At 61.5% G+C, this 17373-nt stretch carries 18 protein-coding genes and 1 pseudogene; 12 read left to right on the top strand and 7 right to left on the bottom strand.

Annotation, left to right across the window (positions count from 1 at the left end; genetic code table 11):
- Positions 1–3: 3 nt before the first annotated feature.
- Positions 4–327 (top strand): cytochrome c, encoded by a 324-nt coding sequence (locus VFG49_RS01670; RefSeq protein WP_324857753.1) that lies wholly within the window; start codon positions 4–6, stop codon positions 325–327.
- 19 nt (positions 328–346) lie between these two features.
- The gene (locus VFG49_RS01665; protein ID WP_324857751.1) at positions 347–700 is read left to right on the top strand and encodes a cytochrome c; all 354 of its coding nucleotides are present in this window, start codon (positions 347–349) and stop codon (positions 698–700) included.
- A 69-nt stretch (positions 701–769) separates the two neighbouring features.
- Here VFG49_RS01665 and VFG49_RS01660 read toward each other — a convergent pair whose 3' ends face one another.
- Positions 770–1378: an NfuA family Fe-S biogenesis protein gene (locus VFG49_RS01660; protein WP_324857749.1), complete on the bottom strand. Its 609-nt coding sequence runs from the start codon at positions 1376–1378 to the stop codon at positions 770–772.
- 137 nt (positions 1379–1515) lie between these two features.
- On the opposite strand from VFG49_RS01660, the gene VFG49_RS01655 reads away from it, so the two are divergent.
- Entirely contained in the window at positions 1516–1857 is a 342-nt protein-coding gene (locus VFG49_RS01655; protein ID WP_324857747.1) for a 4a-hydroxytetrahydrobiopterin dehydratase, read from the top strand.
- Positions 1854–3362, top strand: coding sequence for a type II CAAX prenyl endopeptidase Rce1 family protein (locus VFG49_RS01650; protein WP_324857745.1), 1509 nt, complete (start codon positions 1854–1856; stop codon positions 3360–3362). Before VFG49_RS01655 ends, VFG49_RS01650 begins: the two co-directional genes overlap by 4 nt.
- Here VFG49_RS01650 and VFG49_RS01645 read toward each other — a convergent pair.
- Positions 3330–4343 (bottom strand): RluA family pseudouridine synthase, encoded by a 1014-nt coding sequence (locus VFG49_RS01645; protein WP_324857743.1) that lies wholly within the window; start codon positions 4341–4343, stop codon positions 3330–3332. The two genes, VFG49_RS01650 and VFG49_RS01645, sit on opposite strands and share 33 nt — an antisense overlap.
- A 344-nt stretch (positions 4344–4687) precedes the next feature.
- Between VFG49_RS01645 and rne the strand changes: the two genes are divergently transcribed.
- Complete coding sequence (gene rne / locus VFG49_RS01640; protein WP_324857741.1) at positions 4688–7762, top strand: ribonuclease E; 3075 nt, start codon at positions 4688–4690, stop codon at positions 7760–7762.
- 77 nt (positions 7763–7839) lie between these two features.
- On the opposite strand, the gene VFG49_RS01635 is transcribed toward rne, so the two are convergent.
- A complete protein-coding gene (locus tag VFG49_RS01635) occupies positions 7840–8493 on the bottom strand; it encodes a response regulator (RefSeq protein WP_324857739.1) in 654 nt (217 codons plus the stop codon).
- 150 nt (positions 8494–8643) lie between these two features.
- Positions 8644–8886, bottom strand: coding sequence for a hypothetical protein (locus VFG49_RS01630; protein WP_324857737.1), 243 nt, complete (start codon positions 8884–8886; stop codon positions 8644–8646).
- Positions 8887–9112: 226 nt separating this feature from the next.
- On the opposite strand from VFG49_RS01630, the gene VFG49_RS01625 reads away from it, so the two are divergent.
- Positions 9113–10504 carry a hypothetical protein gene (locus tag VFG49_RS01625; protein ID WP_324857735.1) on the top strand — a complete coding sequence of 464 codons (1392 nt, stop codon included), beginning with the start codon at positions 9113–9115 and terminating at the stop codon, positions 10502–10504.
- Between the two features lie 52 nt (positions 10505–10556).
- Positions 10557–10760, top strand: coding sequence for a hypothetical protein (locus VFG49_RS01620; protein WP_324857734.1), 204 nt, complete (start codon positions 10557–10559; stop codon positions 10758–10760).
- Positions 10761–10835: 75 nt separating this feature from the next.
- On the opposite strand, the gene VFG49_RS01615 is transcribed toward VFG49_RS01620, so the two are convergent.
- The gene (locus tag VFG49_RS01615) at positions 10836–11234 is read right to left on the bottom strand and encodes a hypothetical protein (RefSeq protein WP_324857732.1); all 399 of its coding nucleotides are present in this window, start codon (positions 11232–11234) and stop codon (positions 10836–10838) included.
- A 274-nt stretch (positions 11235–11508) separates the two neighbouring features.
- Between VFG49_RS01615 and VFG49_RS01610 the strand changes: the two genes are divergently transcribed.
- The 3 genes from VFG49_RS01610 (at position 11509) to istB (ending at position 14555) form a co-directional block, all read left to right on the top strand.
- Complete coding sequence (locus tag VFG49_RS01610) at positions 11509–12183, top strand: hypothetical protein (protein WP_324857730.1); 675 nt, start codon at positions 11509–11511, stop codon at positions 12181–12183.
- Positions 12184–12265: 82 nt separating this feature from the next.
- Positions 12266–13789 (top strand): IS21 family transposase, encoded by a 1524-nt coding sequence (gene istA / locus VFG49_RS01605; RefSeq protein WP_324857728.1) that lies wholly within the window; start codon positions 12266–12268, stop codon positions 13787–13789.
- Positions 13779–14555, top strand: a complete 777-nt coding sequence (istB, locus tag VFG49_RS01600; RefSeq protein WP_324857726.1) for an IS21-like element helper ATPase IstB — start codon at positions 13779–13781, stop codon at positions 14553–14555. The genes istA and istB overlap by 11 nt, the downstream gene beginning before the upstream one ends.
- Before the next feature lie 67 nt (positions 14556–14622).
- On the opposite strand, the gene VFG49_RS01595 is transcribed toward istB, so the two are convergent.
- Positions 14623–14862 (bottom strand): hypothetical protein, encoded by a 240-nt coding sequence (locus VFG49_RS01595; RefSeq protein ID WP_324857724.1) that lies wholly within the window; start codon positions 14860–14862, stop codon positions 14623–14625.
- Between the two features lie 582 nt (positions 14863–15444).
- Between VFG49_RS01595 and VFG49_RS01590 the strand changes: the two genes are divergently transcribed.
- Positions 15445–15888 carry a hypothetical protein gene (locus VFG49_RS01590; protein ID WP_414649022.1) on the top strand — a complete coding sequence of 148 codons (444 nt, stop codon included), beginning with the start codon at positions 15445–15447 and terminating at the stop codon, positions 15886–15888.
- Between the two features lie 45 nt (positions 15889–15933).
- Positions 15934–16749, top strand: coding sequence for a glycoside hydrolase family 75 protein (locus VFG49_RS01585; protein WP_324857720.1), 816 nt, complete (start codon positions 15934–15936; stop codon positions 16747–16749).
- A 96-nt stretch (positions 16750–16845) separates the two neighbouring features.
- Here the strand turns inward: VFG49_RS01585 and VFG49_RS01580 are convergent.
- Positions 16846–17086: pseudogene (locus VFG49_RS01580) on the bottom strand (integrase core domain-containing protein); the annotation flags it as partial.
- Between the last annotated feature and the right edge of the window lie 287 nt (positions 17087–17373).

The following is a 17373-nucleotide window of genomic DNA, read 5'->3' as shown; positions in this document are numbered from 1 at the left end:
CAGATGACTCGACTGCAACTGCTTGGCCTGACCGTGGCCGCCGCTTTCTTCGCCACTGCCAGCGTGCATGCCGAGGGTGACAAGGCCGCCGGACGCAAGTTGATCTACACCTGCAACGGCTGCCACGGCGTTCCGGGCTACGCCAACGCCTATCCGAACTATCCGGTGCCGCGCATCGCTGGCCAGAACGAGCAGTACATCGTCAACGCCCTGCATGGCTACAAGAGCGGCGAACGCAAGCATCCGACGATGATGGCTCAGGCGCAGAGCCTGTCCGACAAGGACATCGAAGACATCGCCGCCTATCTCTCCAGCCTCGCCAAGTAAGCCAAGGACACCATTCCGCATGAAACGTGCACTGACCCTGCTTTCATTCGGCGCCGTCCTGGCGTTCGCATCCACGCAGATTTTCGCCGCCGCCAGCATCGAGAACGGCAAGCAGAAGGCCGCCACCTGTTTTGCCTGCCACGGCACCGACGGCAACGCGGTTGATCCGCAGTACCCGCGCCTGGCCGGCCAGTACGACATGTATCTCCAGCAGGCCCTGCACGAGTACAAGAGCGGACAGCGCGACAACGCCATCATGAAGGGCTTCGTCGCCACGCTTTCCGAGCAGGACATCGAGGACGTTGCCGCGTACTTCTCCAGCCTGCCGACCAAGCTGGATACCGTGAAAGGCCATATCCAGGGCGACAAGTAAGCCATTGCCGCACACGAGAAGGCCCGCATCGCGCGGGCCTTTTTTGTTGCCGCCATACGCTGGTCGTGATCAGCCCATGGCCGAGCGACCATCCTTCCTTTCGTAATAGGGATTGCTGCCGCCACTATGGTCGGTGGCATCACGCACCGCGGTGATTTCCGGCACGCGCTCGCGCAGGGTTTTCTCCACGCCGTGCTTGAGCGTGACATCCACCGAGGCGCAGCCATGGCAGCCGCCGCCGAACTGCAGCACCACGACGCCGTCGGCATCCACCTCCAGCAGGCTCACGCGACCGCCGTGCGAGGCGATCTTGGGATTGACCTCGGCCTCAAGCACGTAACGCACCCGCTCGATCAGCCCGGCATTCTCGCCCGGGATCTCGCCCTTGATGCGCGGCGCGCGGATGTTGAGCTGGCCGCCGGTGGCATTGGGCTCGAAGTCGATGCTGGCGCCCTCCAGCCAGGACGCGCTGTCGCCCTCCACGTGGAAGTCGAAACCCTCGCAGACGATGGTCCATTCCTGCCCGGTCAGTTCGTCCGGTTCGGCGAACTCCAGCTCGCAATTGGCCGCCGGCGTGCCCGGCGAAGTCACGCGCAGGCGAATGCTCAATCCATCAATGCCCTGCTGGGAGAGCAGTCGCAGGAAATGCTTCTGCGCGCGTTCTGAAATCTCGATCATGTCTACTCCAGCTGAAACCCGGCATGGCCGGATAAATACAGCACCATTTTAGTCCTATTTTGACGGCGCTGCCTTGTTTTGACTTTTGCCCGCCCAACTTCGAACCTTCGCACCTTTCTCGATACGGAATGCCAGCCATGAGCCTTCACCCCCTCGCCAGCCAGCACTGCACGCCACGCAAAGGCAAGGAACATGCGCTGGACGCGGCAAAGATCACCGAGCTGCTGGCCACGCTGCCGGGCTGGAAGCCCAGCGGCGACGGCAAGGCCATCGTCAAGGACTTCAAGTTTCCGGATTTCCACCACACCCTGGGCTTCATCAATGCCGTGGGCTTCATGGCCAACCAGGAAGATCACCATCCGGATCTGGAGGCGGGCTACGGCCATTGCCAGGTGCTGTGGTCGACCCATGACGTCGGCGGTCTTTCGCTCAACGACTTCATCTGCGCCGCCCGCGTCGAAGCCCTGCTCGACCATTGAGCGCCCCGCGCGCCACGCGCCGCATCGCCGCCTTCGCCGGGTTTGCCCTGGCGGTGGTGTTCGCGCTGTGGCTGATGGCCGCGATCTCGGGCTGGGTGACGCGTGGCCGCCTGGTGCACGATGCGCGACAACGACTGACTGCGCTGCATGAGGGACAGCCCTTATGGCAATGGCGCTTGCGACAGGCGTCCGACCTGGTCGCCGGCAGGGTATTCGGTCAGGCCGAGACGGCATCGGCACCCGGCGCCCTGAGCTTGCGCAGCCGGGATGGTTCACGTTTCGAACTCGGCCTGCCCGTCACCGGCCCGATCGACGCAGCGCACTGGCCCCTGCTCCAGCTTGACGTGCAGTCGTCTTCCGCCGGAACGGTGGGCTTGAGTTATCAGGCCAGCACGACGAGCCCGTCGTGCACGGCCACATCAATGATCGATGTCGCACCGGGCGGCCGAACCGTCTCCGTCGACCTCCGCCGCCTGTCATGGCAAACCGCGGCAGGCGTCGCGTGCCCCGCGCCGGGCGTCATCGACTATATGCTTCGCCTGAGCGCGCAATGGCCGCCGGGTTCGACCGTGATGATCGGCGACATCGCGCTGGTGGCTTTCCCGCCGCCCGCGATGGGCGCAGCCATCAAGGCGAACGACAGCGGCATGCTGTGGTCCTCGGTACGCGAGAACCGCCCGCCGTCACCCACGCCGATCATCCGGCTTCCCGCGGGGGCTTCCGCCGAAACGCTGCTGACGCTGCGGGACCAGGCCTTGCAGCGCTGGCCGGGCGCAGTGATCGTGCCTTACGGCGCGGCGATCAACGCGGCGCACGACCCTCGGCCATGGGCCTGGCTTGATTGGTCGTTGTGCGGCGCGTATCTGGCGTGGTTGGCCTGGCTGCTCTGGCGGCAGCGCCCTGGCCTGATCCGCCCCTGGGTCGAGGCCGCAGCGATTGCCGCCGGTCCGCTATGGCTGATCGCCGGCCTGCGCTGGGGACCACCGCTGTCCCTGCCCGGCATCACCGCCTTTCTTGCCGCCATCGCCTACGGAGGATGCAGCGAGTGGCGGCGACGTCCCGCGCCGTGGGCATGGCGGGGGCAAACGTGGGCGGACTGGCTCTGGCCCCTCCTGCCACTACCCGTGGCGCTCGGCCTGATGCTCGCCGACGGACACGGCCTGGTACACCTGGCACCACGACACGTCCTTGCCTATTTCGGCTGGGCGCTGCTGCAGCAATGGGCCATGCTGGCCATCGTCATGGGCCGGTTGAGGCACACGCGCCTGCCGGTACCCGTGATCATCCTGTTCATCGCAGGGCTCTTTGGCCTTCTCCACACGCCCAACGGCTCGCTGATGCAGCTGTGCCTGCTCGCCGAGCTATGGTGGGCCTGGTGTTTCATCCGCTCGCCACGGCTCGTGCCGATCGCCGTGGCTCATGCGCTCAGTGCCCTGCTGGTCGAAAGCGGCCTTACCGGCCACCTGCTGCGCTCACTTGAGGTCAGTGCGCGCTTTTTCCTGTAGGTGTTCTTGCAGGCGCCGGATCCTTTTTCCTTTTACGGCAAGGACATCCAGGAAATCCTTCAAGTCATCCGGCATCGGGGCGGAGAAGCTGTAGGCACGCCCGTCCAGCTCAAAGCTCATGTGCGAGGCGTGCAGGAACAGGCGCCCCAGGCCCAGCTCCTTGAATTTCTTGTTCATTTCCTTGTCGCCGTACTTCGGGTCACCGGCCAGCGGGTGCTCGACATGAGCCGCGTGCACGCGAATCTGATGAGTACGGCCGGTGCCCAGCGTTGCCTGCATCAGGCGGGCGCTTGGATACTGCTCCATTTCCTGGAAAAAAGTGAGCGATGGCTTGCCGTTATCGGACACTCTTACCATGCGTTCACCGCCCTGCAGCACCGATTTTTGCAGCGGGGCATTGACGCTGAACTTGGCCTTGCGCGGATGACCGACCATCAGGCACAGGTACTGCTTGGTCACCGTGCCCTCACGGATCGCGGCCTGCAGCCCAGTCAGGCCGGCGCGCGTCTTGGCAAATACCAGCACGCCGCTGGTGTCGCGGTCGAGCCGGTGGACCAGCTCCAGATGTTCCGTTGGGCGGGCTGCCCGCAATAGCTCGATCGCGCCATGGCTGACTCCGCTGCCGCCATGACTGGCGATGCCGGTCGGCTTGTCGATCGCCAGGAAATGCTTGTCCTCGAAAATGATCGACTCAGTAATCGCTGAGACAAGCCCTGCCGCAGGCCCCTTGGTAACTTCCTTCTCCGCTACCCGGACCGGGGGGATGCGCAGCGTGTCGCCGGCCGCGAGACGCGTGTCGGGCTTCGCGCGCTTGCCGTTCACCCTGACCTGGCCCGTGCGCAGGAGACGGTAAATCATGCTCTTTGGCACCCCTTTCAGCAGGGTCATCAGCGCGTTGTCGATGCGCTGACCATCCCGCTCGGGACCAATCTCGACTTGACGCACACCTTGAGGTGCTCCGGGGGAAGTTGCCGTCTGCATTGAAAAAAACCTGGCGAAATAGGATACTCGGCCGGCGCTTTCGTCCCGCCCTGCCGATGTTCGGATGGGAATCGGGAAGCCCGCCCCGTGACGTCGGCGAGGATAGCGCCGGTCGCCTTCTTCGGCAGCCGGTCGCTGCTCCCTTTCATCGTAACGGTTCGGGTGGTCGTTGTCCGGTTCCCCAGGGGCGCCGGGGCGACGGGCGCATTGCCACGAATCATCCCGGCACCGGAAACGATGCCGTCATGTTGCCGCTTAACCGCAGCGGCGCGATCCCCGGCAGGCCGCCGCAGTGACGGCGCCACCGCGGCACGCGACGCGCGGCAAGCCGAGGAAAAATTACAATGAAACGTATGTTGATCAACGCAACTCAGCGTGAAGAGTTGCGTGTGGCCATCGTCGATGGCCAGACCCTTTACGATCTAGACATCGAAATCCCCTCCCGCGAACAGAAAAAGGCCAACATCTACAAAGGCCGCATCACTCGCGTCGAACCCTCCCTGGAAGCCTGCTTCGTCGACTACGGCGCAGAACGCCACGGCTTCCTCCCGCTGAAAGAAATCGCCCGCGAGTACTTCACTCAGGGTCTCGACCCCAACAAGTCCAACATCCGTGACCTTCTGAAGGAAGGCCAGGAAGTGGTGGTGCAGGTCGAAAAAGAGGAGCGCGGCAACAAGGGCGCCGCCCTGACGAGCTTCATCAGCTTGGCCGGCCGGTACATGGTGCTGATGCCGAACAACCCCAAGGCGGGTGGTGTCTCGCGTCGCATCGAGGGCGAAGACCGCCAGGCGCTCAAGGAAGCGCTGGACCACCTCACGGTCCCCGACGACGTCGGCCTGATCGTGCGTACCGCCGGCCTTGGCCGCGATGCCGAAGAACTGCAATGGGATCTCGACTACCTGCTGCAGCTGTGGCGTTCGATCTCCACCGCTGCCGGTTCCCAGAAGGCACCGTTCCTGATCTACCAGGAGTCGAAGCTATTCATCCGTGCCCTGCGCGACTACCTGCGCAGCGACATCGGCGAGATCCTGATCGACGAGGAATCGCTCTACAACGACGCCCGCGAGTTCATGCAGCAGGTCATGCCTACGGCCCTGCGCAAGCTCAAGCTGTACCGCGACGACACCCCGCTGTTCTCGCGCTACCAGATCGAAACCCAGATCGAGAGCGCGTTCGATCGTCAGGTTCGCCTGCCCTCGGGCGGCTCGATCGTGATCGACCAGACCGAAGCGCTGACCGCCATCGACATCAACTCGTCGAAGGCCACCAAAGGCAGCGACATCGAGGAAACGGCGTTCAACACCAACCTCGAAGCCGCGGCAGAGATCGCCCGCCAGCTGCGCATCCGCGACGCCGGCGGCCTGATCGTGATCGACTTCATCGACATGGACAGCCCCAGGCACCAGCGTGAAGTCGAGGAGCGCCTGAAGGACGCCCTCAAGCTGGACCGCGCCCGCGTGCAGATCGGCCGCATCAGCCGCTTCGGCCTGCTCGAGATGTCGCGCCAGCGCCTGCGTCCCAGCCTGGGCGAAGCCACCCAGATCGTCTGCCCGCGTTGCGAAGGCCATGGCCATATCCGTGGCGTGGAGTCGCTGGCGCTGTCGACGCTGCGACTGATTGAAGAACACGCCATGAAGGACAACACCGGCCAGGTGCTGGTGCAGGTGCCGCCCAGCGTCGCCAACTTCATGCTCAACGAAAAGCGCGCCAGCGTGGTCGAGATCGAACTGCGCAACAAGGTGCACGTAGTGATCGTGGCCGACGACAAGCTCGAAACGCCGCACATCGAGATCCAGCGCATCCGCGAAGCCGACATGGGCGAGCACAGCAAGCCCAGCTACGAGCGCCTCACGGCCGTGGAAGCCTCGCCGTTGCCGAAGATGGGCCAGACCCTGGGAAGCAGCGAGCAGCCGGCTGTCAGCGGCATCGTGCCCGCTACGCCTGCCCCGGTCCGAGAGGAGACTGCGGAGACTCCGGCGCCCCAGGCCGCCTCGTCTACCCGCCGGCCCGCCGCTACGCCAGCACCCAGCGGCGGCGTCATTTCACGTCTGCTCGGCTGGTTCCGCAGCGGTGCGGCACCGGCAGCTCCAGCGCCTGCGGCCAAGACCGAGGCATCGCAGCCGGCCCGTGGCCAGCGTCGCGACGAACGCGGCCGCCAAGGCCAATCTGGCCGTGCGCAGCAGCCACAGCAGCGCCGTGAGCAGCAGCCTCAGCAGGGCCAGAAGGGTCAGCAGCAAGCCAAGGGCAATCGCCAGCGTGGCAACGAAGCTGCGCAGCAGCGCCGCGAGCAGCAGCCTCAGGGCAACAAGGCTCAGGAACCGCGCCAGCAGCAGCCCAAAGCCGACCAGGCCCAGAGCGAGCGCAAGCAGCAGCGCCAGGAGCAGCAGCAACGCCAGCCGCGCCCGGCACAGCAGCAGACGGCCCAGCCGGCAGCCGCTCCGCCACAGCCAGCCACCGAGACCAGCCGCCCGGTCGCGCCCCCTGTCGTGGACGAAACCGCCAAGGAGCTTGCGAAGGACGCAGTCGCCCTGCCTGGCAGCGATATGGCCAGCACGCCTGACGCTACCGTCGCCGGAGAAGGTGGACAGTCCCGGCGTCGCCGTGGTCGTCGCGGTGGCCGCCGCCGTCGTCGCCATGAAGACGCCAGCGAGGCCGGCATGACGACCGCCGAGGGCACCGAAGACTCCTTTGACCTGGACGATGAAGATCGCGCGGAAGAAGCGGCGCCGTCTTCCGCTGCCCCTGTGGCGACCGTTGCAGCAGCAACCGCGGCAGTCATCGTTGCCGCAAGCGAGACACGGCATGTCGAACCGGCACACCCGGCCGCCAACGCGCAGCACCCGGCCGATGAAGAACAGCCTCGCGAAGCACGGATGGAAACCGCTCCCGAGCAGATCCTCAGTGCGGTGACGCCCTCCTCCTTCAACCTCCCGGCGTTGCCGCCGATCCCGGACAAAGCCTCCGAGGCCACGACAGCGGAAGAGGTGAAAGAAGTGCCGGTGGAAGCCGTAGCCCCGACCCTGGTACATGTCGAGCCCATCGCCCCGGTGGAGACCGCGCCTACGATCCAGCAGGAAGCAGCCGCTTCCCTGATCGACGTCGCAACCACCGCTACGCATGCACCGGAAAGCCAGCCGGTGGCGACGCCAGTGGCCGAGGTGGTGACCAGTACTACCATTGATTTCCGTGCGCACCTCGATACGGCGCCGCATGTGGAGCAGGAATCGCAGCCGGCCGTTGAAGTCGCTCACGTACAAGTCGAAGCGCCATCAATGCTTGAGCCGGTTGCCGCTCCCGCACAAGGTGACCTGCTTGCCCACGCGAGTCTGGCCGCTTCCCCTGATGCGACGACCGACTCGCAGGAAGGCGCGGCCGAGGAAACCGACGAAGCGCCCAAGAAGGACGCGTCGCACGGCTGAGCTGGCCCTCAAGGCAAACAAAAAGAAGCCGGGCAATTGCCCGGCTTTTTTGTACCCGCGATCTTAAGCGCCTGCGCTTAGCTGCCTACCTGATTGTTGTGGGTGTCTAGCAGTCCATGGATCGTCATGAGATGAGCCAGGCTGATCACGTGGTCCACCTGCAGCTTCTCCATCAGGCGTTGCTTGTAGGTAGAGACCGTCTTGGGACTCAGGTTGAGCTGATCGCCGATCGTGGTCAACGCCTTGCCCCGTACCAACATCATTGCGACTTCCAGTTCCCGGCTCGACAACGCATCGAAGGGAGAGCCTTCCCCATCCAGGGTGGCGAGTGCCAATTGCTGGGCCACGGCGGGAGCCAGATAACGGCGACCATAAGCCACCTGTCGTACCGCTTCGAGCAGCTCCTCGGATGAACACCCCTTGGTGAGATAACCCAGCGCGCCCGCGTCAAGCAGACGTTTCGGAAACCTCGCATCGTCGACAACCGTCACGATGATGATGTGCGTCGGCAACTTGGAACGGGATACGCGCTCGGTCAGCTCGATGCCGCTCATGCCTGGCATGTGCACGTCGACGAGAGCGATGTTGGGCGCCTTCGACCGGATGAGCCTCAGCCCTTCCTCCGCCGTTCCTGCCTCGCCACAGATTTGAACATCAGGCTGCTGCTGCAGGATCATCCTGAATCCCGTGCGCACCAGCTCGTGATCATCAATCAAGACTACCTTGATCACCAGTCACCCTCCTTGGGTTGATGCCGAGAACATAGGCTGCGCTATGGCTTTATGCAAGCGTTCAGCCGGCGGCGCGAATGCCGCATCCTTAGCACCCTACAGGACATACCGAAGTTGCCTGACAATGTATGCAGGCGCTCAGCGAGCCGATCACTCGACACCCGTCGACCAGTTCCTGAGGCCGGCAACGTCAAGGTCAAAATCCTCGACCCACACGGTGATGGTGCGACTGCCGTCGGACCAGTGCTGCTCCCCGACGCCTCGCACGACACCGGAGATCTCCACACCATCTTTGAGGACGCAATCGCCGGGGCAGGAACCGACGACATACCCCTCGGGTAATTCGGCGGCGACACGCTTGTCATACGGCCCCAGGAATCTCACGGTACTCATGGCCTCTCCCGGATGCTTCATCCGATGAAAGTGGTGCCCGGACCCGGGATCGAACCGGGATAACCTTTCGGTTGAGGGATTTTAAGGCCCTTCGCTACAGTCTGCATGTGTCCAATACAGTCTTAGCCGAGGGACTGATTGAATATAACTTATTGAACAATAGTCCATTACCGTCCACTATAGTCTATGATGGTATCTCAGCTTGTGTACAACGAACGGCAAACGGATGGCGATCACAAAGACCAAGCTAAGCAAGATCAAGCCCGGCGAGTGGCTTACAAACAGCGACACACGTGGCAGCGGTCAGCTAATGGCCTACGGCATGAAGTCTGGCGGAGCGACGTTCTATTTCAGGTACACGCTTCCGAAGGACGAAAGCGGCAAGGCGAAGCGCGACTCTTATCCGCTGGGGCCGCATGACGGAGCCGGAACCGCTGGCATAACGCTGGAACAAGCCGAGGACCGTGCGAACGAGCTTTCACGACGCTATCGAGCAGGTGAGCGTGATCTGCGCTCGATCCTCAAAGCTGAGAAGGAAGCCGCGGAACAGGCCGCGGCGGACGCTGCGGCGGCGGAAGCTAAGGCACTCGCAGAAGCAGAAGAGCGCGCACGCGTGACGCTTAGCACTTTGCTCAACGCTTACGTGGCTCAGTTGCGAAAGGACGGTAAAGCATCAGCGCGTGAGGTAGAAACCGCATTCGCTCGGCACATAGAGAGGGATCACCCCGGCCTGTGGAAAAAGCCACTAGTGGACGTGGACGACGAGGACTTATTCAAAATCGTCACTACCGTCACCGATGAGGGGAAGATGCGTGCGGCGGCGAAACTTCGTTCATATCTACATGCGGCGTACGTCGCTGCGATCCGTGCCCGACGCTCAGCCAGCGCCATCCCTGCCCTGCGGTCCCTGAACTGGCGCCACAACCCGGTGGCCGAGCTTGCCCCTATTGCTAAGACGAAGCACGACGAATACGGCTCTCAGGGTCGAAAGCTGTCGCTCGCCGAGCTGGCGGCGTATTGGCGGCGCATTGAGCAGATGGACGATGCCGGCGGCGCGCTGTTGAGGTTCCATATCCTCACCGGGGCGCAGCGCATCGTTCAGCTGGGGCGACTTACGGAGCAAAACTTTGACCGCGATGCAAAAACCATCACGATCATGGACGTAAAGGGACGGCGCACCGGTGCCCGTAAGCACGTCCTACCGCTACTCCCGGAAGCGCTATCCGCTATGCACGCAATGCGGGAGCCAGTGGTCGGAAACTACCTTTTCACCGTCAGCAACGGGCTAACAGGCGCCACGAATTCGATAGTTAGCGACCGCCTGGAAGCGGTGGTGACGGCAATGCGGGACGCGGGCGAACTCGAAGGCGGAAAAGGGTTCACCGTTGGTGCTCTTCGCCGCACTGTAGAAACCCGCCTTGCGGCCGAAGACGTCAGCAAATATCACCGTGCACAGCTGCAGTCACACGGCATCGGAGGAGTGCAGGACGAGCACTACGACGGACACGATTACCTCGACGCAAAGCGAAATGCTTTGCTAGTACTTCGAAACCTGCTGCGTGGAAAACCCGGAAAGCGCCGGGCCGGCAACGTGCGAAGCCTACGCGAAACCGCCTAACTGAAAATTCTGCAGCCTCCCGGCTGCGACGACCAACCACAGGGGAAAGACCATGGACAATAACCACCACTTCGAGCAAACCTCACAGTCGGCTGACTATGCAACCGGCGTGACTGTCTCCTCCGCGCCGCACAACAGCGCGAGAGTTGAAAAGCTCCTTGGCTTAATGGCTGAGTGGGAGTGCCCTGAAGGCGCCGAAAACATCGAACAAAGGGCGGGCGCCACTATTGCCAATTGCGTCTCCGCAAAAGCCTAACTAGCGGTCACCGCGCGACATGCCCGGCCAAGTGCCGGGCTTTTCGTTCATGTCTTGGCCGACACCCTACGTATCCTAAGGGACAAAGACGCCAGCGCATGTCAGGCATCGCCACTCCATCTCATATTGTGCCAGCTTGGGCGCATTGTCTTGCACGGCCTTTGCGTTGGCAGCCCTGAGCGCGGCGAAAACAAACAAAGCGACGCCTGCCGCAATGTATGTGTCATGCAGCGCGCGAAGATGACTCAGGAAGAGCAAGCCGAAAAATGTTAAGCAAAAAATCAACCAAGCAGCCGCGAATGGCTTGGTGATTTCAGGCTGTGGCGGCGCGCATTCTGCAGCAAGAGCCGTCGCGCTCGTTCCCTGCCGATGCGCAACGCCAGCGCCTACGGCGCCAAGTCCCATAGTTCCAACTGCAGTGGTGGTGCTTTCAAGCGCGGTCGTTCCGCTCAAATAGATAGCACGCTTTGACATAACGGCGTTGCTCCTGCAATGCGGGCAGGACCTAGCTTCATCCATTGACTCCCCCTGTGATTTCGCACACCTTTGACCCGGCGTAAAACCGGAGTGAGGACTGTATCCGCGCCAGTTAGCTGCACGCTAGTAGCCCAGGTGGCCCGGGACCCGTCGCGCCGGCCGTCTCTGTATTTGAGGCAGGAGGACGGTAACGTTCGTCGCCAGGTTAAATCCTCGGTCCGGCTGCAACAATGGGCCGTGAAGCCGTCCAAAGCCCAGCGAGGCTAAAGCAATGGCCGAAGAGCAGAGTCCATTTGGTGAGCTTGTTAAAGCCGCCGCGGGAATTGCGGTGCAAGCCATAGCGCCCGGTGCCGCCTCCGCACTGTCGCTCCTGAAAAAGGGGCCTGACGCGTTAGCAAAATACTTGGCTGATTCAAATCAGCGACGCTACGACGAGTTTTGTCGTGCGGCATACGAGGGTGAAGTACTCCCCGAAAATGCCGAGGCGATGACCGCGAGCGAACTGATCAGCATGCTGCGCGCCTGTACTGCAGATATAGAAGACCAAAAGGCCCCCCTTTACGGCCGGTTAGCTAGCGCAATCGCTACGGGCAAAGTCTCCAGCGAATTCCGATACCCCCTAATGTCATCGGTGACCACCCTCACCTTCGCCCAGCTAGACAGGCTGAGGCGCGTATGGGTCGCGAGCAACTATGCCCTCATCCCGTCACAGGGCTCTGGTAGCAAACGCGTGCCAGATGTGTTCGCCGGCAAACACCTGGATGACTGGGACCTACAGACCCCCATGTCCCACGCGATGTTCAATGGCAAGACCATCACTCTCTTGGGAAAGCAATTGGTAACCGCGTGCTTCGCCGAAAGCGAAAGGACGCCAGAGGCTATCGGCGAGCGGGCGTGGCTGAGCGATCTTTTTCTTCCCATCGTGTTGATGTGCATCCAAAACTGAGCCACTTTCCCGGGTGATGTGCGCCCAAATTTGAGCCACTTCCTACCACCCTCCGCTCACAGCACGAGCGGGAGTAACGGGAGTGATCGACGTGGCCCTATTGAGCGTAATCCGACGCTGGCACCTTCGCGACAAGGTCTCGATCCGAGAGATCGCCCGACGCACGAAGCTGTCACGCAACACCATTGCCAAGTACTTGGCAAGCGGTGAGACCAGCCCGCACTATCCGCGCCGCAAGAGTCCCAGTCAGCTGGATCCCTATGCGGCCGAGCTGGCCGGCTGGCTGCGCAGCAACCAGCAACAACCCCGCAAGCAGCGCCGTACGCTTCTGCTGATGTATGCCGCCCTGGCGGCCAAGGGCTACACCGGGTCCTATGACCGAGTGACCGCCTTTGCCCGCGAGTGGCGCCGGGCCGAGCAAGAGCGGTCTCGCACCGCCGGCCGAGGCACCTTTGTTCCTTTGGTGTTCGCCCCGGGCGAGGCGTTCCAGTTCGACTGGAGCGAGGATGTGGCCCGGATCGGTGGTGAGCGCGTAAAGCTGCAGATCGCGCAGTTCAAGCTGTGCCACAGCCGCGCTTTTCTGCTGCGCGCCTATCCGCTGCAGACCCACGAGATGCTGTTCGACGCGCACCAGCACGCCTTTGCCGTGTTTGGCGGCGTGCCCCACCGCGGCATCTACGACAACATGAAGACCGCCGTGGACAAGGTGCACCGAGGCAAGGCACGCGACGTCAACGCCCGGTTTGCCGCGATGGTCGGCCACTACCTGTTCGAGGCGGAGTTCTGTAACCCGGCCTCCGGTTGGGAGAAGGGCCAGATCGAGAAGAACGTGCAGGATGCCCGTCACCGGCTCTGGCCCACGGTGCCTACGATGCCCACTCTGGAGGCGCTCAACGCCTGGCTGCAAGCGCGCTGCATGGCGCTATGGCAAGAGTTCACCCATCCCGCATGGCGCGATCGCACGATTGCGGCCGTCTGGCAGGACGAGCAGTCCTTCCTCATGCCCATGCCCACGCCCTTCGATGGCTTCGTCGAGCAGACCAAGCGGGTGACGCCGACGTGCCTGGTGCACGTCGAGCGCAACCGCTACAGCGTCCCGGCCAGCTATGCGAACCGTCCCATCAGCGTGCGCCTGTACGCCGACCGCGTGGTAATGGCGGCCGAGGGTCAGGTCATTGCCGAGCACCGACGCCGGATCAACCGCAGCCACGATGGCGGTCAGACGATTTATGACTGGCGCCATTACCTCAGCGTGCTCCAGCGCAAGCCGGGCGCCCTGCGCAACGGCGCGCCGTTTGCCGATCTGCCCGAGGGCTTTCGGCGGCTGCAGGCGTTGCTGCTCCCGCGCCCCGGCGGTGACCGGGAGATGGTCGAGATCCTCGCGCTGGTGTTGCAGTACGACGAGCAGGCGGTGCTGACCGCGGTGGAGTTGGCGTTGGAGGCCAACGCACCCTCCAAGCCGCACGTGATCAACCTATTGGCGCGCCTGGTTGGCGAGACTCCACCGGCACCGGTGGATGCGCCACCATCCTTGACGTTGCAGGTCGAGCCGGTGGCCAACGTCGCGCGCTATGACGGTCTGCGGAGGACACGCCATGTCGCATGACGCCATGATCACCACGCTCAAGTCGTTGCGGCTGCACGGCATGGCGCACGCCCTCGATGAGTTGGCGAAACAGGGTACGCCGCTGTATCGCGAGGCCATGCCACTGATGAGCACGCTGCTCAAGGCCGAGGTGGCCGAGCGCGAAGTGCGCTCCGTGAACTATCAACTGAAGGTGGCACGCTTCCCGATCTACCGGGACCTGAGCAACTTCGATTTTGCCCAGAGCGCCGTCGATGAAGCGCTGGTTCGTCAATTGCACCGTGGTGATTTCATGGACGCCATGCAGAACCTCGTCTTCGTCGGCGGGCCCGGCACCGGCAAGACCCATCTGGCCACGGCCATCGGTGTGCAAGCGATCGTGCATGGACGCCGACGCGTGCGCTTCTTCTCAACCATCGAACTGGTCAATACGCTGGAGCAGGAGAAGGCGGCCGGCAAGCAGGGACAGCTGGCCTCGCGCCTCATGGACGCCGATCTGGTGATCCTCGATGAGCTGGGCTACTTGCCGTTCTCACAAGCCGGCGGTGCCTTGCTGTTCCATCTCATCGGCAAGCTCTACGAGCACACCAGCCTGGCGATCACCACCAACCTCAGCTTCGCCGAGTGGGCCAGTGTCTTTGGCGACGCCAAGATGACCACCGCACTGCTTGACCGGCTCACACACCGTTGTCACATCCTGGAAACCGGTAACGATAGCTACCGCTTCAGGAACCATGGCATGGACATCAAAAAGGAGGCAAAGACCCCGACCTCAACCCAGATCTGAGCTAACCTGAAACACAAGCGGGTGGCTCAATTTTCGATGCACATCCCGGTTCAATTTTCGGCGCACATCAACAGATTGCCCCGTGCCTGGCGTCCACGTCGCGTTTGGCGAGTTCATCAATAAGATATAGCGCCCGGTCCGCGCCCCGGATAAAACCTGCGTCGTGTGAAGCGTCGATCAGCGTGCCGATGTGGTTAAGCGCCGCCTCATTATCCAGACTGGCGATTGAGCGCTTGCGCCACTTTTCGAGATCAGCACACGCTGCTTGTGCGTGCTGATCTTGTCCATTAGGAAGGCGTTGCTCCACTCTCGATCCCCCAATAGGTCAATCAGCGTCATCAGTCGCCCAAACACGCCTTGGTAAACGTCAACCAACCGCTACCGACTGCATGAAAGCAGGCTAGCCATCGTGCCATCTGACCAAGGCCTCCTTTGCGGTAAACGAAGAGCCGAGGCTTCCGGCTGTCGTTCAACAGGTAATGATTCTCCAACCAAGACAAATTTAAGTGTCCTGCTCCAATTGACCGAACTTGACTAGGGACACCTCGTACCAACAATTTGATGTATCAATTGGTTATTGTGTTTCAGCTACGCAACGCTACCCAGACATATTCAGTAGTTGCGTGACCACCTTACGTCGACTGGCTTATTTACGTGCCGCTGAATATCACTATCGTTGCCTCCAAGAACTCAGCGTCTTGGGGCGAATATGGATCGGCGAGCCTTTGTCGGTGCATTAGCTGGCCTTGCGGCGTCCCCTTTGCTCCGTGCATCGTCGGGGCGTACAGGCTATCCCACCCCCATGGGTGTTCCTTCGAGAGCCTGGGTGCATAAGCCCCAGTTAATACGTCAAGAATGTCCCGCTTGGTGCTGGGCCGCCTCAATTTCCATGATCTTTGCATCGCACGGCCACGATGTGGCACAGGAGGATGTTGTTCAAAGAACCTATGGCCAAGTGGTGTGCGCGCCATCAAACGACCCCATTAATATTGCTAGAAACCTAGCCAGCGCCTGGGTCGACCGTGACGGCGCGAGCTTCAGTTCCAATCTCGTCGCTGCTTTTGATGCACTCCATGGCGTCCAGAACATAGATAACGCCATTCTTATCAACGAGCTTGCGAACAACCGACCGTTGCTCTATGGAAATAGTCATCATGCCATGGTCATAGTTTCGGTGGACTACCTCGACACACCGCTGGGTCCAAATGTGCAAGCTGTCGGCGTGATGGATCCATGGCCTGGAAGCCCTGGATTCCATTCGCTATCTCCCAGCGAAATGATGCCAACGCCCTACGGCGAAATGTTTTTCCTTGCCGCCGTATACATCACTTAACGGGCAGCACTCGGGCTCGAATTATTTCAAGCTAAAGGGCCGCATATGAAGCCGGGATTGATACTTGCGCTTGGCGCTCTTGCCTCCGCCCCTCTTCACACCCAACCTAGCTATACCCCGCCCAAAGCTTCCATGGGGGTCATCGCAGGCGTGAACCTTACTGGTGAAGTCGCAAGCAGTAGTCTTCAACAACGATTTGCTTCATTCGATAGGGCCGCACGCAAATGTCGTCAGGACCATCGGAAATCGTGCCAAGAGCAAAACAACAACACCACCTTGCTTAGGCTCAAGAACGGGACCATTTTCTTTGACGCCAAGCTAGCTGTAGATGCCGACGGCTCCGACTATGCAAAGAGCCTTTCATCTTCACAACGCGGAACGAACAGCCCAAACACATCACTCCGATACCCGCTCAAGGGTAGTCCGAGTGTTGACGCGGACCATGTTGCATACATCGCCATTCCTGGAGGTGGGTTTCCGAGCACCCTCAACGTTAAGGTAGGAGATGTCGCCGTTGTGGTTCATGGGGATAAGCTCGCCTACGCAGTAGTAGCCGATATCGGCCCCGAGAATCAGATTGGCGAAGGCTCACTTCGACTCCATGAAGAACTTGGTCACTCAGTCTGCAAGACGAGGAATGAGCAGGGTGATTGCACGAAGATTGTTGAACAGAGCATAGGCTCTGACGTCATGTTTTTTATTTTTCCTGGCACGCATTCTGGGTTCATAGCCGGACTTACTCCTGAAAACATTAATGCGCGCATCGAAAAACTTGCGTCCTTGAGGTGGGATGCGCTCAAGACGCAACATGGCTCCTCCACCTTGACTACTGACATGTCGTCTAGTGACACGAGTCGGTGAGCCCACGGGCGAGTCTCTTCTCTCCTCAATCCACGGACAACTGGTTGATAACAGAGCTTTCGGTACCACCTGAACTGCGCCGGAAAATGTAGCCAATCAGGCGGTGAGTTCGGTGAGGATAGTAGCCTGATCCCATGCGCGCCGGACGGATGCCGGCGGCTGGTAACCCAGTGCACCGTGTGGTCGCTGCTCGTTGTAAAACTGTCGCCATCGCTCGATTAGCACTTTGGCCTCCGCACGGCTTCGGAACCACTCGCGGTTGAGCAGGTCGTCGTGCAATTTGCTCTGAAGCTCTCGACGAAGCGTTTTGCCACGGGCTGCCCGGCGCAATGAAAGACCGCCGTTCCATCACGAGTCGTCAAGTCAAGGAAAAGGCCGCAGCAGGGATGAAGGCCAAGTACAGACTATGAAACTTTGCGCGCCCAAATACCGCCAGCCATCGCACGCAACCAATTGATTTGTTGGATTACGCGCTAACTATGCGCCGTACTTGAACACATAGTGTGTGCCGATGGCTCACGGCACACACAAACTATGGCGCCCTAGCAGGCTCAAACTTTAGAGTTCCGTCCACGCGCTGTCCAGCAGGACACGCCCATGACCGGGAAGCTTGCGCGGGCTCCG

Source organism: Dyella sp. (assembly GCF_035685885.1).
Lineage (GTDB): Bacteria > Pseudomonadota > Gammaproteobacteria > Xanthomonadales > Rhodanobacteraceae > Dyella.
Note: the sequence above shows the minus strand (reverse complement) of the source record. Positions and strands in the feature narration are given on the sequence as shown.